The following is a 16,968-nucleotide window of genomic DNA, read 5'->3' on the forward strand; positions in this document are numbered from 1 at the left end:
GGAAACTGTCGCTAAGACCTGAATTTTAGGCAAAAAAAAGCGAGTTCAGAGAACTCGCAAAATATTCAGAATGAATGTAACAATATGAGCCAATCTATCGGGGATAATCCTATCCCCCATTCATCAGAAAGGACAAAAGGTTGTCTATTCGGGATAAATATTATCCAACTCCCCTACTCACAATGTCAGTTAACTGTCAGGGGAATGTAGTAGCTTTGTCTTGTTCTACCAAGAGTGTAACAGGGTATTTAACAAGGTAACCAAACACAAAAAAACCAGCATTTGTATGCTGGTTTTTGTCTCAAGGCTTTTTCACGCTATACCGCGACTTCATCCAGTGCTCGGAATACCGTTTCATCTAAATGCCCTTCAAACACCTGCTTACAGACTTTGCGTCGAACCGCTAGGCCTGCGATCAATCGTTCAATCGATAAGTGCTTGTTCTCACTCTGAGCATTATACAGCTCGATCATCTTACTTAGCGTTTCATATGGAATTGCTTGATCACCGACTCTCAAGAAGTCGAGCTTGTCTATGAGCTCCAGACACTCTTCTTGAATCGAGCTATGGGAATGCCCGGTCATCGCAGCTAAAGCCGTTATAGAGCGTTCTAGAGCCTCTGAGGAGGTATATTTAGATAGAGTAATGGTAATCTCGTCAGCGTTAATCTCTACTAGGTGTTTACGCTGCTTCACGCGACGGCCCAAATTGCCCTTCGGTGAACGTTCTTTTCGCTGAATAGGCTCAAATTCACCATCAATGATTTGCGACATCTCTTCAAGCTGCTTCTTCGAAACCATTTCATTACGCAGTGGGTTCGGCAAGGTTGGCGCCATATTACGCTTACCCGCATTGGTCGTACGAGCACGCGAGTAACGCAATACCTCTTCAGCATCACACTTAATATCGAACTGGTAATCCTTGATCTTTCCGTTCTCCATCATGGTCGAGATCGTTAAGTGATAACCCCATAAGTTCACAACAAAAAGATCTTCTGTCCCTTTGTTATCGGACAATTTCTTTAACTCACGGATCAGATCCATCGAGAAACGGCGCCACTCAATGTTACGCGCCAGTTTCTGGTTAAGCTCGCTGAGCAACATAACATCACTGTGACGGCGAGACATGCGGCTACGGAAGTAACTATACAGCTGGAATACCAAGGTGTGCTGCTTCAAAATTTCTGGCGGAAATAGGAAGAAATAATCTCGTGTGAGCAGTTCTTCGTAGAACGATGGCTCCCATACCAGGATGTATAGGTTCGGTTTAATGCGAATTTCGCCGTCAGCGCCCTCTGTAGGTGCTTCTTCCGATGCAGTGATGGTACGGGCCAAAAATCTAAAACGATCGCTCTTGAAGCCTTCTGGCATGTTCTCGCTTAACCAACGCCCTGTTAGCTCATGAAGTTGGAAATCCGTAAACTCGATACGATCAATACTATCGCGAATTGAATCACGAGCTGGACCACTGTCCTTCTTGCCACGCAAAGAAAGAATATCCGTGATGTAGAGCGGCGTTTTATTCGGTACGTGCGTACCATCCAGTTGGTATTGATGCTGGTGGTGCTCATGGTATTGCACGGTAAGCGTAAACAGAGCAAACAGTGTCATCAGATCGTCCACGGTCATGATGCTCTTTGAAGATCGTGTCTCGATCACTGCGCGCGTGCCGGAGATCGACACCATACTCTTTTGATAACTCTTACGCGTTCGGGGCGGAGCTAAGGCTTGATCGATGATACCAGCCCAGTTAGTTGGAGAAACGACAAATTGATCGGCTTCATCACGCATCGCTGGCGGGGTATTCAAACCATACTCGTTAAGTAAGCGCTTATTGACTTGTGTTTGAGCCAATGCTTTCGAACGTTTTTGCTTTGCGTTTTGCTTAACAGTTTCAGTCACTAAGCTAGTTGCGCCTAGTACTGAAATGAGCTGATTTGGATTCACAAAGCGATGCAGCATGGTTTTACCAGCAAGCCCTTCTTCAAAACGAACTGGGACTTGTTGAAATAATCCGATATTTACTGCTGCACGCAGACGCTGCTGAATAGCCGCACGAGTGACTTGGCCATCAGTTGCATCGATAAGCTCTGTTGTTGAAACCAAGCCATCTTTGCTGCTAAAGCCTCGCAGTGAAATTAAATTAAGAAGTTCAACGATACTTTTGGTAACGCCTTTGAAGTGTTGGTACTGTTCAATCCAGTTCACCGCCATTTCAGAAACTTCAAATAAGTGTCCGTCTTTGTGGCTTCTTGGCGCTTTGATCAGCAGTTTTTCGTCTGAGCTCATTATTAGATCCGTGTCACGCTAGCCGTAATATCGCTATAGTTCCGAAAGAATAAAGAAAAAAAGATCATAAATAAAGAAAAAATTATTGCTTTTAAATAACTGATCTTTTTGATTAATCTGATCTTAATTGATTATATGATCTATTGATCAGGGCGAAAGATTGATTGTAAGAGATTGTTTATAAAAGACTATTTTTTTTATGCGTGGAAAGCATGATCATGGCTGAAGCGAAAGCATGATCAATAAACCATTGAAAGCATGATCAAAAATCGCTAGAACGATGATCATAGCGAACTCGAATCAATGATCAATGAATGACTGAAAGCATGATCATCATCTTCTAACACTTTATCCACAAGCAAGGTGAGGAAAGGATGCTCTATTTAATAACGACAGTTGAATCTGTTCGATATTGTCCCGAAAGAATGATCAAGGATCAAGCGCTGATATCCTAAAGTGGTCGAATAATAATCTAATTAAAGATTCAGTTAACACTCAACTGAGTTTGTCCACATATGGCGGTTTAGCAGAATAGTTTCGAAAGCATGATCATGATGGGAGCTCTACTTATGCGTGTTCTTCCTATGTTTACCAAGAAGCTTCATTTAATTGAGTGAATTAGCCCTAATCTCCCACTCCATATACATTCATCCGTAATTTAGTCTGGAATTATCATGCTTCCGGTGTTGATTTACACTTGATCATTTTTCCGATCTTGGATCTTTTCAATTTACTGAGCGTAAGGCTGTGAGATGCGATGATTTTTCCTTGATCATCGTTCCTAAAGTAGCAATTTGATAAGGAAGCATGATCATGACAGTTCCCTTGATCATGCTTCCAACAGTAAGACGAGTAATAGTAATACCGACTCATTGTCTACGAGTTAGTGATGACAAAAGCTTAGCGACAAAATATCCCTTTTAAAGTCAAAATTACACCATCCGTAAATTAGTGACTAATCTTAATCGTTCCGGAGTTCACAATAGACAATCATGTTTACATTGTAAATAAGTGACACTGTGACACTTTCAATGTTTTTCAGTTTGTAGTGCATTATCAATGTAAAATTGAGTCAATTTTTTGCTTGTTTAATCCTCAATTCAATCAAATTAATGTCAAAACTCAATTTTATGTGATGTTTATCTATAACTGAGTGTGCACCTTTTTATTGTCTATGGTTTTAAATGCTGTACAATCGTAACTAAGTCATTAATAACGGAATTTGGCAAATGAAACGAGAACATACAATCGAGAGTCTCATTCAACTCGCTGAAAAAACAGCTCAGGTTCAAGCAGATCGCATTGAGATAGTTTTAGAAGAGCGTAGCGACGAACATTTCCCTCCGATGTCAAAAGCATTGATGGAAACACGTTCTGGTTTAACGCGTCGTAAACTCGATGATGCAATTAGCAAGTTAGAAGAGTCTGGTCATCAGTTTACGAAGAACAATGCTAACCATTACTCTATTTCTCTTGATGAAGCACATATGCTGATGGACGCTGCGGGTCTCCCTAAATTCCATCAACGTAAGAAAAACGGCGACAACAAACCTTGGATTATCAACGTACAGAACCAAAAGGGTGGTACGGGAAAATCGATGACCGCGGTTCACCTAGCTGCATGTTTAGCGTTAAATCTTGATAAGCGCTACCGTATCTGTTTGATAGATTTAGATCCGCAAGGCTCTTTACGTCTATTCCTCAATCCGCAAATCAGCCTTACCGATCATGAGAATATCTATTCTGCCGTCGACGTTATGCTTGATAACGTGCCTGAAGGGGTAGAAGTCGACAATGAATTCCTTAACAAGAATGTACTGTTACCAACTCAGTATCCAAATCTTAAGACGGTTTCTGCATTCCCAGAAGATGCGATGTTTAACGCTGAAGCGTGGCAGCATTTATCTCAGAATCAATCTCTAGACATCGTTAAGCTACTTAAAGAGAAACTGATTGATAAGATTGCGGATGATTTTGATATCATCATGATTGATACGGGTCCACACGTTGACCCACTAGTTTGGAACGCGATGTACGCATCGAACGCGTTGCTTATCCCTTGTGCAGCTAAGCGTTTGGACTGGGCATCAACAGTTAACTTCTTCCAACATTTACCGACAGTGTACGAGATGTTCCCTGAAGACTGGCAAGGTCTTGAGTTTGTTCGTTTAATGCCAACAATGTTTGAAGATGATAACAAGAAGCAAGTCGCAGTGCTGACGGAAATGAACTACTTACTTGGTGATCAAGTAACCATGGCGACGATTCCGCGCAGCCGAGCATTTGAAACATGTGCAGATACCTACAGTACTGTATTTGACCTGACAACAGGTGATTTTGAAGGCGGCAAGAAGACACTTGCTACCGCGCAAGATGCAGTACAAAAAAGTGCGCTTGAAGTCGAGCGTGTACTGCACAGTCACTGGACATCATTAAATCAGGGGTAATTAGAAAATGGCAATTAAGACTTCAGATTTAAACGCAAGATTATTTGGTAAGGCGAATAAGCGTCATGTAACGACGCCGCAGGAAGCCCAACAAGCCGCAAAAGACCAAGCTCAGGTTATTGAACTTTCGGTTGCAGGTGAAGAAAAGGTGCAGTTCGAGTTAGTTCGAATTCCAGCGGACAAAGTGACTGAGCAAACAGTCGTATTCGCAGAGAACGCACGTGAGCAATCGTTCCTAAATGAGCACGCTCTGTCAGATGTGTTGGTGACTTTAAAAGAGCGTGGCCAGCAATACCCAGCAGTTGGCCGTAAACGTGAAGATGGCAAAATCGAAGTTCTCGATGGTAGCCGTCGTCGCATGTCATGTATTCTGGCGGATAAAGAGTTTCTTATTTACGTTGGTGAGAACATTAGCACGCAACACGCTAAGTTTCTTTCTGATGTTGCGAACGCGCACAAGCCACTTTCTCTTTATGAGAAGGGCAAAGAGATGTTAGCCAAACTCGAAAGTGGTGAAGCAGAAGACCAGAAAGCACTAGCGAAGATGTTCCAATGTAGTGAGGCTTTGGTGAGCGGCGCCTTAAAAGCGGCTGATCTCCCACTGCAACTTCTTCAAGCATACCCGAATGTTGCAGAGCTTGGTCGACCGACGATAGTTAAACTGCATAAACAGTTTAATGGTCTGGCGCAAGAGAAACGCAGTCAGTTGCTCGATAAGTGTCGCTCTGAAGACGGTTTTGTTTGGCAACGTAGTGAGTCTCAAGGCGTGGCTCGTATTACTAAAGAAGTGACTGAAACCATCGAAGCTTGGGTTGAAGAGTTGTCTCCTGCAAAGAAAACTCCTTCCGCGAAAAAAGAGTTGGTAAAAGGTCGAGCGGACTACACTCGTAAGGGCTCTAATTTGACCCTAAATCTTAAGAAAGTTGATGACGAGTTAATGCAAGAGATCTTAGATTTAGTTGCCACTAAACTCAATTAGTCGATAATTCGAAATTAATTAAGCCGCTTATTAGCGGCTTTTTTTATGTCATAATGATAGCCACTGACGTAACTCTAGGTCCTCGCTCTCACATGGCTGCTCTCAATCACTACTTTACTCAACTTATTAATATTGCTCAGCAGCGTCACCATCGATTTGGTGTCGTTTTGTCTGGAGATAGCGACTGGCAAGACGCATCTATTGAGCAACTATGCCATGCTATTAAGCCAGAAAGCCTTTACCAGCTTGGAGGGTCAATTGCGCTACAAGCGACAAAGAGCGTGAAGTTTAATAAAGGTCAGCAGTTACTCGGACAAGAGTGTGAGTTACTTGTTTGTGATTTTAGAGATGGGATTGATGCCAACAGTTTTAGCGCTGCGACAGGCTGCGTTAAAGGTGGAGGAATCATTGTTATCTTATGTGATGCTTTAGAACAAACGCAGGGCTATGACTCTGCTTGGTTCAATCAGTCGTTACAAAAACTATTGGTCATAGAGCAGGGCAGTGAACTTCCAGCGTTGCCTAACATTAACGTTACCGAGATGTCACCGTTCGAACAACAAGGTATTGCGGTTGAGAAAATCATTAAGGTGGTTGAAGGGCATCGTAAGCGCCCGTTAGTTATGACCGCTGACAGAGGTCGAGGCAAGAGCAGTGCGCTGGGGATTGCCGCCGCACAATTGATGCAAAGCCGAGCTATTCATATCGTGTTAACGGCGCCAAGCTCGGCAACCATTTCGCCTGTATTTGAACACGCTAGTCGTCTGTTACCCGATGCAAAGCGTGGCAAGAATATTATCGAATGGGAAAACTCGATATTAGAGTTTGTTGCACCTGACGAGCTGTTAAAACGCACCCAGGCGATTGACTGTCTATTTGTCGATGAAGCCTCTGCTATCCCTATCCCAATGCTAAAGAAAATGGTTGAGAGTCATCATCGCACTGTGTTTTCTACCACGATTCATGGTTACGAAGGTTGCGGTAGAGGGTTCACGCTTAAGTTCCAAACTTGGCTTAAAGAGCAGCGTCCTGGCTCGGTATTCTATCACTTAGATCAGCCAATCCGATGGGCAAGTGGAGACCCATTAGAGTTGTGGTTGTTTGACAGTTTCTTACTCAATGCCGATTTAGTCGAAGTGCCAAATGCGGTGAGTAAACCTGTGCTTGAGTTAATCGATAAACAACGTCTAGTTGATAAACCTGAACTACTACGCTCTTGCTTCGCTTTACTTGTGAATGCTCATTATCAAACTTCTCCCAATGACCTGATGTTGTTGCTCAGCGATCCGGCAATTCAGCTTTATGTTTGGCAGCAAGACGAACAATGTTTAGCGTCGATACTCACCGTTGATGAAGGCAGGTTATCTCCTCAACTCATCAATGAGGTTCAACTTGGTCAGCGTCGTCCACGTGGGCATCTTGTTCCCATCGTATTGGCGGGCCAACTTGGACTTACACAAGCAGCGGCGCAGTCCAGCTTAAGAGTGATGCGTATTGCTGTACATCCGCAATTGCAGAATATGGGTAACGGACAATTGCTGATTCGCCAGCTTCAAGATATGACTCACTACGATTTTTATTCCACCAGCTTTGGTGCGACACCTGAACTTGTGGCCTTCTGGAAAAGTGTGGGTTTTCAACCCGTCAAATTAGGAAGTCAGCGAGATCAGGCGAGCGGAACCCACTCACTTGTAATGACTCTAGGCAGTAGCAATTGGAGCGATAGAGCGAGTGAAATTTTCCAACAAAGTTTTCACTACGCATTGAGCGAAGGGTTCCAACAACTTGAGATTGAACTTGTCCGTAGTTTAATCTCTGTTAATGATGCTTCCGTTGAAAATAGGGGCGTTGGCCGTTTAGTTCAGCTCTATGCTCAAGGAGGGACTAACTTTGATAGTGTGGCGCCAATTCTTGATAATTGGTGGAAGCAAGCCCCTCACTTGGCGAATCAGCTTGATGATTTGTTTATTCGAAAAGTCGTTCAACGGTGGGATTGGAACCAATGTGCTAAGGCGTTCAATTTCGCAGGATATAAGCAAACGGAACAGGCTCTAAGAGAGATATTACGGTCTCTATAACATGGTTAGATTTACACTGTAAAAAGGGTGAATCAGATTTCAATGACTGAATTTACACTGTAAACAAGTGACTGTTTTACAGTGTAAATTCAATCTACAATATATTGATAAACTTGATGGTAGTTAAACATACCGCCCTGATTAGCATTTTTTTATATCAATATTAAAACTTCCTAATTAGCTAATATATAAAGATTAATTAATCTATCTACAACTAAATTCAAGCCCTCTTCATACAAAATCTGTATTGCCTCACCTTGCGAATTAATGATTCCTTCCTACACTCAACATTAAGCAACTTGCTTAATATCGGCTAGGAATAATTAAAAAGGTGAAAACATGGACTGTTTATTACCTGAGTCTCTTGATATATCGACTGTGCTCGACACGACGACTCAATACCAACATTGGCTTACTCAAGCTAGCACACTCCATATTAACGCTTCTGAAGTGGTGCGTGTTGATGCTGCAGGCATCCAAGCGCTCACCGCTTTATTCCTGACCGCGAAACGCAATCAGATTGAGGTTCAACTCATCAACCCAACCAATTTACTGCTTGAAGGTATTTCGACCCTTGGGCTGAAAGAACAGTTTGAAAAGAGCAACTCAGTTGGAGAGTGACAATATGACAAAAATTTTGGCTGTAGATGATTCGGTGTCAATTCGTCAAATGGTTAGCCACACATTACGTGATGCTGGTTACGATGTTGAGACCGCTAATGATGGACGCGACGCTTTGTCCAAAGTGACCGCTGGAAAGTTTGATGTTGTTATTTCAGACGTCAACATGCCAAACATGGGGGGCTTTGAATTAGTTAAAGCTTTACGAGAGAAACCCCAATACAAATTTATTCCCATCCTAATGCTAACGACTGAAACCAGTACTGATAAGAAACAACAAGGTAAGTCGGCAGGAGCAACAGGTTGGTTAGTGAAACCGTTCAATCCAGATACGCTATTAAAAACACTAAAACGCGTTATTTAGTTCGGTTTAGTTTTCCACTGCAACGTCAATTGGTAAGGCAACAATATGGCATTAGACATGGAGCAACTGCGCAAGATGTTTTACGAGGAGTGTCGTGAAAATCTTGAAGTGCTAGAAGAGGTATTGCTCAATTTAGATTTGGCTCATATTGAAGATGAGTCCATCAATACAATCTTTAGAGCAGCACACTCAATCAAAGGGGGAGCAGGGACGTTTAATCTTCTCGACATTAGCGAGTTTACTCATAATGTCGAAGCGTATCTCGATTTAGTGCGCAACCAAGAACGAACGCTCACTGCCGACAGCATCGATCTACTCCTTAAGAGCGGCGACTGTATTCACAGCATGCTAGAAGGGCATGAACAGGGAACCGATGTGAATCTGGATCTCAAACAAGAGGTCAGTCAAAAGTTGGCAGAGCTATTAGGTAGCGACTCGAGTGAGCCTGAAGTTGTCGACTGTGAAAGTGAAGACGTTTTAGAAACCTCATCAAACGCCGATCAAGTCTGGAATATCTCTTTTGCACCCCATCAGGATATGTTCTTTAGCGGCAATGACCCGCTTAGAATATTGAGAGAACTGAGCGAGCTAGACGATTCATGTCAGATCAATATTGATACTTCCGCTCTGCCTGAACTACAAGAGATTGAATCTGAACTTTGCTTCTTATCTTGGCATGCGACGATAAGTGGCGCACTTGACCTCGACCTTATTAAAGAAATCTTTGAGTGGGTAGAAGATGAGTGTGACTTAACTATTGAGTTGAGCCAACCCGATATAGAGCAACCTGCTGAAGATAGCCAACAAACAACGTCACCTGTCACAACGGTTGAAAACACTGAGACAAAACCTGTACCAGAGAGTGCTGCTAAATCGACTAAGGTCGCGAAGTCTGACTCCAGCGTGAGTTCCATCCGTGTTGACATCGACAAAGTTGATAGCTTGATCAACTTAGTAGGTGAGTTGGTGATTACTCAGTCGATGCTGACTGAAATTGGTAATGATTTTTCCATCGATAAGCTAGAGAAACTTAAATCAGGCTTAGATCAACTGCTGCAGAACAGTAAAGACTTGCAAGAGAATGTGCTCAACATACGTATGTTACCGATGAGCTTTGCCTTCAGCCGTTTCCCTCGTTTAGTTCGTGATTTATCAAGCCGTCTTGAGAAGCAAGTTGACCTGCAAATTAAAGGCGAACAAACCGAGCTAGATAAAACCGTTCTTGAGCGAATAGTGGATCCTCTAGTGCATTTGGTCAGAAATGGTATCGACCACGGTATTGAACAGCCAGAGCAGCGTTTAGAAAACGGCAAGTCAGAAATGGGTGTGATTGAACTGAATGCTTACCATCAAGGTGGTGCGATTGTTATCGAAATCCGAGATGACGGTGCAGGCCTGAATTGCGACAAATTGTGGAATAAGGCTCTAGAGAAGGGCGTGTTATCACCGGACTCACGTCGCGAAGAGTATAGCGACAAACAGATCATGAACCTCATTTTTGCACCGGGCTTTTCAACAGCAGAAGAAGTTTCAGACATCTCTGGTCGAGGTGTAGGAATGGATGTGGTTAGACGAAATATTGAGGAGTTAGGTGGACATATCGAGGTGGAATCAGAGCTAGGGAAAGGCAGTCGATTTACTATTAGCCTACCTCTGACTTTGGCTATTCTCGATGGCCAACTAGTTCGAGTCGCGGGAGAAGTCTATGTTATTCCGCTATTAACCATTGTTGAATCGATTCAGATTGATCCTCAATGCATCAAACTCGCTTCTGGCGGTATCGAGTTGTATCGCCTTAGAGAAGAGAACATTCCAATCTTGCGATTACAAGAAGAGTTAGAGATGGGCAGCAGCGGCGGTCTAGATCAACGAATTCTCTGTTTTGTTGAAGCGGCGGGAAATCGAGTTGGTCTACTGCTTGATGAATTGCTCGATCAGCAACAGGTCGTGATCAAGAGTTTAGAATCAAATTACAGCAAAGTGGCGGGGATATCCGGAGCCACTATTTTGGGAGATGGTTCGGTCTCTTTGATTATTGATGTGCAAGGACTGATTACCAATTTCTTAAATCGTACCTCTGATTCATCTAACAAAGGCCTAGCGGCGTAAGGGGGCGAACATGGAAGTGGTAGCAACACCAAGTAACAACAACGAACTTGCCGCGCAGTCGCGAGAAAATATTGAAGCTCAAGCGGAAGCCTTGCTTGAGAACATGAATGATGAGGCGAGCGAAAGTGCGGATTTTCTCAGCTTCCAACTTGCTGGGGAGCTTTATGGCGTTGAGATAAAAGACGTCGAAGAGATTCGCGTTTGGGAGCGACCAACCCCGATTCCAAGAGCGCCAGACTTTGTTTGTGGGGTGATAAACCTGCGAGGGATGATCGTTCCCGTTGTCGACCTAAGACTGCGTTTTTCAGTTGGAGTTCGAGAGTATCTACCAACGACAGTCGTTATCGTGCTGCGCTTTAGTGATGATGAGCAAGAGCGCTTGATGGGCTTAGTCGTCGATGCGGTTAGTGATGTGGTTAGCCAAGGTCAAAATGAACTCTATCCGGCGGTTGGTGAATCGCTTGTGACCCCCTACTTGCAAGGGCTGATCAATGTTGGTGAACAAGTCATGTCATTACTTGATACAGAAGAGTTACTTAACATTGAACGAATATTAAGGGCGCACTCATGATTATGACTCAAGAGTTTTTAAGCTTTGTCCTTGAAGAGGAAGAGTACGGCGTTCCTATTCTAGAGGTGAGAGAAGTGCGTGGCTGGAGCTCAGTCAGAGAAGTACCAAACTCGCCGGAGTATATGAAAGGGGTGTTGGAGATTCGTGGAGAATATGTCCCTATTGTTGACCTGAGAATGCGATTTGGTTTGTCTCCGGCCCATATTGGGGCAACGACGGTAGTGATTGTACTCAATGATGCACAAAAACATCCGTTAGGCATCATTGTTGATGGTGTCTCTGAAGTTTATCCACTTAGCGAAGAGCAGATCAAACCATCTCCGTATGTCTCCGCTGATGTCGATCATAGCTATGTTCGAGGAATTGCTTCGGTAGCAAATGGGCACCTTATTCTTATTAATCTTGAAACTCTGTTCGATGCAGCAGAATTAGTTCTACCCAACCAAGAGGAAGAGAGTTGGGCTTAAGGCCGTTACGTATGCAGTGTTTTCGTGTCGGTAGATAACGTCAGATGAAGCAACCAGTGAGGGGAAACTCATGGCATTTTGGAATAGAAGAACGGAGCCTTCAGCTCAATTTGTAGCACCAACGCAAGATACGTTGACAGAAAGCGTTGAGCCAGAACAAGAACAAGATCAGGGAGTAACGAAAGAGCAGCTATTTTCTGCGCTTAACGCCGCGCAAACGGCACTCATGATGATAGACCGTGATTTCAATATCACCTACCTCAACCAAAAGTCGATGGATCTGTTACAAACACATGAAGCCTTATTTCGCTCAGTGTGGCCAAATTTTCAAGCGACGGAAGAGTTCCTGCTTGGTTACTGTATTGACTTATTTCATACCAATCCAAGTCATCAGAGACAAATGCTTTCTAATCCCTCTAATTTGCCTTACACCACAACCATTACCGTTAAAGACGTTAAGATCGAGCTGAATGTTGGCGCGATCATTGATGCGAGTGGTAACTATGTGGGTAACACCCTGGAATGGTCTGATGTAACTAGTGATCTAAAACAGCAGGATGAAATCACCCGCCTTCAAGCGGCTGTCGATCAAGCACAAACAGCGATGGTCATGATTGATCGTGACTTAAATATTACCTACACCAACCACGAAACGATTAACTTGTTTAGTAAACATGAGGCGACACTACGCTCTGTATGGTCGGGTTTTACCGCCAGCGAAGAGTGGTTACTAGGGCGCTGTATCGATGAGTTCCACAGAAACCCAGCACACCAACGTCAATTGCTTGCCGATCAGAACAACTTGCCTTATAGCACTGATATTTCAATTCAAGATTTAAAGATTGAGCTCAATGTCGCTGCTATCAATGATGCCCAAGGTAACTATATTGGTAATACCTTAGAGTGGCGTGATGTGACAGAGGAACGTGCTAAAGAAGAAGAGATCGGGCGCTTAGCATCAGCGGTATCAGGTATGACAACCAACCTAATGATGGCCGATAAAGACGGCATCATTACTTATCTAAACCCATCGCTTGCAACCCTACTAAAAAGCCGTGAAAGTGACCTACAGAAAGCTCTTCCGGGCTTTGACGCCAGTAACTTGGTTGGCAAAAATATTGATGTCTTCCATAAGAACCCTAGCCACCAGCGCAATATTATTGCCAACCCTGATCGGCTGCCGTTTTCATCTAACATCGCAGTTGGCGGCCTAGAGTTCAACTTAACGTGTATTGCGATGCGTGATGGTCAAGGAAACTACGTTGGTCCTGCGTTGCAGTGGGTTGATATTACCGAGCAGCAAGATGGTCAACGCCAAGTTGAATCCTTGATTCAAAAAGCCATTGCCGGTGAGTTAAATGAACGAATCGACACCAGCGTTTATAACGGTTTCATGAAAGAACTTGGGGACGGCATTAACAATCTGCTCGATACCATGGTTGGGCCGTTAGGTCAGTGTATTGATGTCATGAGCCAAGTGGCGGATGGCAACTTAAATACCACCATGCCGGAAGATAATACCGGTGAGTTTGCGCGACTTTCTCATGCAGTGAATACGTCGATTGTTAACATTCGTAATATGGTCGACAAAATTACACAATCGTCTGCTCGTGTGGCAACCGCGTCCACAGAAATTGCTGAAGGTAATAATGATTTGAGCCAGCGTGTTGAAGCTCAAGCATCAAATCTAGAAGAAACCGCAGCAAGTATGGAGCAAATGACCGCGACGGTTCGACAAAACGCAGACAATGCCAAAGGGGCAAATGAACTGTCTGATGACGCAACTAAGAAAGCCAGTAAAGGTGGCGAAGTCGTTGGCCAAGCAGTCTCTGCTATGGCGGAAATCAATACCGCCAGTAAGAAAATTGCAGACATCATTGGCGTGATTGATGAGATTGCTTTCCAAACTAACCTCTTGGCACTGAATGCCGCCGTTGAGGCTGCGAGAGCGGGCGAGCAAGGCCGTGGATTTGCCGTTGTAGCTGGGGAAGTGAGAAATCTAGCGCAACGCAGTGCAGCCGCTGCTAAAGAGATCAAAGGACTTATTAAGGACAGTGTTGAAAAGGTTGATGAAGGCTCTCGATTGGTTGATGAATCCGGTGAAACACTCAATGAAATTGTTGATGCCGTTGCTAAGGTGACAGAACTTATCGCGCAAATTGCCTCTTCAAGCCTAGAGCAGTCAACGGGGATTGATGAAATCAACCGAGCGATTGCGACCATGGACGAAATGACTCAGCAGAACGCATCCTTGGTTGAAGAAACATCGGCTGCGAGTCAGTCGTTGCGAGATGAAGGCAAACAGTTGCTGCAGTTGATGAACTTCTTTAGCGATGACAACAACGTGACTACATTTGAATCGAAAGCGATGGGAAAGGTCGCGAGCAGTAATGTTCGAGAGATTCGCACCCCAAAGGTCGCTAACTCTAGCTTCAAGCTTGAAGAGGATGGAGACGAATGGGAAGAGTTCTAGCCAGGACTGAGCAATCGGTGCCAGAGTCGAGTGAGTTTGAGCTAACGGATAAAGACTTTAAGTTTATTCAATGGTTCATGCACAAGAATGTCGGCATTTTCTTTTCTGATAGAAAAAGGACCATGGTTTATGGCCGTATCAGTCGCCAACTTAGGCGACTGGGCCTGAAGCGTTTTAGTCAATACCGACAATTGATGGAGGGCGACTCGCAAGAACAGGTAAATTTCATCAATTGTCTGACGACCAACAAAACGCAGTTCTTTCGTGAATATCACCATTTTGAATTCATAGAAAAAGTATTGCTGGCCGAGTGGAAGGGACAGAACTTAAAGCAAGTGCGGATTTGGTCTGCGGGCTGTTCAACAGGTGAGGAGCCTTATAGTTTAGTTTCCTCTTTGTACTGGGCGAAGGCTTTTGAGTTGTTTGAAAGTGTTCAGATCACAGCGACCGATCTTGACACAAAAGTTTTGGCACATGCAAAGCAAGGTATTTACAACGAAGAGGCGATAAATAGTATTCCAAGTAAATACCTAAAGCCCTGTTTTGTTAAAGGGACAGGTAAGCAGGCTGGGAATGTGAAATGTAAATCAGGGTTGCAGAAGATCATCAATTTTCGCCAGCTCAACTTGCTCGAAAAGTGGGATTTTGACAAACCATTTGATCTGATTTCATGTCGAAACGTGATGATCTATTTTGACCGAAATACTCAGGAAAAACTGATTAAGCGCTTTTATCAGCAATTAAAACCCGGTGGTGTTTTATTCATCGGACATTCGGAAAGTGTGCCAGCGAGTTTAGATCTATTCCACCACCTCGGGCATACCATTTACGTCAAGAAATAGGGAACATGCATGATTGAAGCAAGGAGCGCGGCTCCAAAGTATGAAAATCTGCACTTTAATCGCTTTTATCACCCGACAAAAGACAAGCATATAGTCAAGGTGCTACCTGGAGGGGTGTATTGCTCTTCAAAACAAGATGAGCTGATTGCTACTGGCTTAGGTTCCTGTGTTGCGGCGTGTATTTGGGATTGCCACGAACATATAGGTGGAATGAACCACTTTCTTTTACCGTTTGATAGTAAGAGCCAGCTTAAATCATGGAAACCCGATGAGGTGATATCGACGGCTTCTCGATACGGCAGTTATGCAATGGAGATGCTATTGAACGCAATGATAGAAAGAGGCTCAAAGCGTTCGTCGCTCAAAGTGAAGCTATTTGGAGGTGCGCAAATGCTAGGGCGTAGCTCCATGATTGGTGAAAAAAATGTCGCCTTTATTCTTAATTACGTCAAACAAGAAGGAATAGAGGTGGTCGCTCAGGATTTAGGTGGCTTAGAACCACGTAAAGTGATGTTTGACCCATATAGTGGAAAGGCGTGGCTTAAGCGAATTCCATTTACTGAAGTTCATCACCTGCAAGACCAAGAAGAGCAATATGCACGTCAGTTGGATAGAGAAAGTCATCGTCTTCATGATGATGACGTGGAGCTGTTTTAATGAAAAAAATAAAAGTATTGGTGGTTGATGACTCCCCCGTTTATCGCGCTTTACTATCTGAGTTGATCAATTCTGATCCCGAACTGGAAGTGGTTGCGACGGCAGAAGATCCATTTGAAGCGAGGGATTTGATCAAAGTCCACAATCCCGATGTACTGACTTTAGACATCGAGATGCCAAAGATGAATGGTGTTCAGTTTCTAAAGAATCTTATGCGTCTTAGACCCATGCCTGTTGTGATGATTTCAACTCTGACTCAGCATGGGGCGGAGGCAACGCTCGCCGCTCTGGAGTATGGCGCAGTTGATTACTTCCCTAAGCCTTCCGTAGACCGCACCGGCGAGATTGCCAGTGACAAGAAACTGGTCATCGAAAAGATAAAGATGGCGGCCGGTGCAAACGTGACTTCGGGCGCTACTTTTTCTAAGCAGAAGACACAATGCAAGTTGAGTGTTCCTAAGCACAACGATCACATTGAAGTCGTTGCCATTGGTGCATCGACAGGGGGGACTGAAGCGGTCAAGCAGGTCCTGTCTATGCTACCCGCGAATATGCCGCCGATTATTATTACTCAACATATTAGCGCGATGTTCTCGGCCTCTTTTGCCCAAAGACTGGATGAGAACAGTGACATTGAAGTGAAAGAGCTTGGCGCAAATCGAGCGCCTTTAGTCGCTGGGTGCGCTTATTTAGCACCTGGGGACAAGCACCTTGTGGTAGTTCGCAGGGGGGCACATCTTTACTGCCAATTGGATGATCGACCTGCGGTAAATAGACACAAGCCTTCAGTGGATGTGATGTTTGATACGGTCGCTGAAACGGTGGGTGATAAAGCGATAGGGGTCATTCTTACGGGGATGGGACAAGATGGAGCAAAGGGGATGTTGCGAATGAAGCAGCTGGGCGCGAAGACAATCGCCCAAGATCAGGCATCGTCAGTGGTGTGGGGGATGCCACGCGTTGCCACAGAGATGGGGGCTGCCCTAGCGGTAGTGGATTTACATAGTGTGGCAGGACAGATATGCCGCTACTTATCTCCTGATTCATAGTCAGGCTACAACGTCAGGGAAGA

13 protein-coding genes are annotated in these 16,968 nt (G+C 44.2%); 12 read left to right on the plus strand and 1 reads right to left on the minus strand.

Features of this window, described 5'->3' with window-relative positions:
- Positions 1-317: 317 nt before the first annotated feature.
- The gene (locus tag VIA_RS09925; RefSeq protein ID WP_004412852.1) at positions 318-2,288 is read right to left on the minus strand and encodes a replication initiator protein RctB domain-containing protein; all 1,971 of its coding nucleotides are present in this window, start codon (positions 2,286-2,288) and stop codon (positions 318-320) included.
- 1,229 nt (positions 2,289-3,517) lie between these two features.
- On the opposite strand from VIA_RS09925, the gene VIA_RS09930 reads away from it, so the two are divergent.
- The 12 genes from VIA_RS09930 (at position 3,518) to VIA_RS09985 (ending at position 16,945) form a co-directional block, all read left to right on the plus strand.
- On the plus strand, positions 3,518-4,735 hold the full coding sequence (locus tag VIA_RS09930) for a ParA family protein (RefSeq protein ID WP_004412853.1): 1,218 nt from the start codon (positions 3,518-3,520) through the stop codon (positions 4,733-4,735).
- 7 nt (positions 4,736-4,742) lie between these two features.
- Complete coding sequence (locus tag VIA_RS09935; protein WP_004412854.1) at positions 4,743-5,714, plus strand: ParB/RepB/Spo0J family partition protein; 972 nt, start codon at positions 4,743-4,745, stop codon at positions 5,712-5,714.
- A gap of 92 nt (positions 5,715-5,806) precedes the next feature.
- Complete coding sequence (locus VIA_RS09940) at positions 5,807-7,792, plus strand: tRNA(Met) cytidine acetyltransferase TmcA (RefSeq protein ID WP_004412855.1); 1,986 nt, start codon at positions 5,807-5,809, stop codon at positions 7,790-7,792.
- 339 nt (positions 7,793-8,131) lie between these two features.
- Positions 8,132-8,413: an STAS domain-containing protein gene (locus VIA_RS09945; RefSeq protein WP_004412856.1), complete on the plus strand. Its 282-nt coding sequence runs from the start codon at positions 8,132-8,134 to the stop codon at positions 8,411-8,413.
- A 4-nt stretch (positions 8,414-8,417) separates the two neighbouring features.
- Complete coding sequence (locus tag VIA_RS09950; RefSeq protein ID WP_004412857.1) at positions 8,418-8,777, plus strand: response regulator; 360 nt, start codon at positions 8,418-8,420, stop codon at positions 8,775-8,777.
- 45 nt (positions 8,778-8,822) lie between these two features.
- A complete protein-coding gene (locus VIA_RS09955; protein ID WP_004412858.1) occupies positions 8,823-10,886 on the plus strand; it encodes a chemotaxis protein CheA in 2,064 nt (687 codons plus the stop codon).
- A gap of 103 nt (positions 10,887-10,989) precedes the next feature.
- Positions 10,990-11,457, plus strand: coding sequence for a chemotaxis protein CheW (locus VIA_RS09960; protein ID WP_235801280.1), 468 nt, complete (start codon positions 10,990-10,992; stop codon positions 11,455-11,457).
- Positions 11,454-11,924, plus strand: coding sequence for a chemotaxis protein CheW (locus tag VIA_RS09965; protein ID WP_004416509.1), 471 nt, complete (start codon positions 11,454-11,456; stop codon positions 11,922-11,924). The genes VIA_RS09960 and VIA_RS09965 overlap by 4 nt, the downstream gene beginning before the upstream one ends.
- A 70-nt stretch (positions 11,925-11,994) precedes the next feature.
- Positions 11,995-14,397, plus strand: a complete 2,403-nt coding sequence (gene aer2, locus VIA_RS09970) for an aerotaxis transducer Aer2 (protein WP_004412859.1) — start codon at positions 11,995-11,997, stop codon at positions 14,395-14,397.
- Positions 14,382-15,239 carry a CheR family methyltransferase gene (locus VIA_RS09975; protein WP_004412860.1) on the plus strand — a complete coding sequence of 286 codons (858 nt, stop codon included), beginning with the start codon at positions 14,382-14,384 and terminating at the stop codon, positions 15,237-15,239. Before aer2 ends, VIA_RS09975 begins: the two co-directional genes overlap by 16 nt.
- A 9-nt stretch (positions 15,240-15,248) precedes the next feature.
- Entirely contained in the window at positions 15,249-15,896 is a 648-nt protein-coding gene (locus VIA_RS09980) for a chemotaxis protein CheD (RefSeq protein WP_004412861.1), read from the plus strand.
- Positions 15,896-16,945: a protein-glutamate methylesterase/protein-glutamine glutaminase gene (locus tag VIA_RS09985; protein WP_004412862.1), complete on the plus strand. Its 1,050-nt coding sequence runs from the start codon at positions 15,896-15,898 to the stop codon at positions 16,943-16,945. The genes VIA_RS09980 and VIA_RS09985 overlap by 1 nt, the downstream gene beginning before the upstream one ends.
- The last annotated feature ends 23 nt before the right edge of the window (positions 16,946-16,968 follow it).

Source organism: Vibrio orientalis CIP 102891 = ATCC 33934, assembly GCF_000176235.1.
Classification (GTDB): Bacteria; Pseudomonadota; Gammaproteobacteria; order Enterobacterales; family Vibrionaceae; genus Vibrio; species Vibrio orientalis.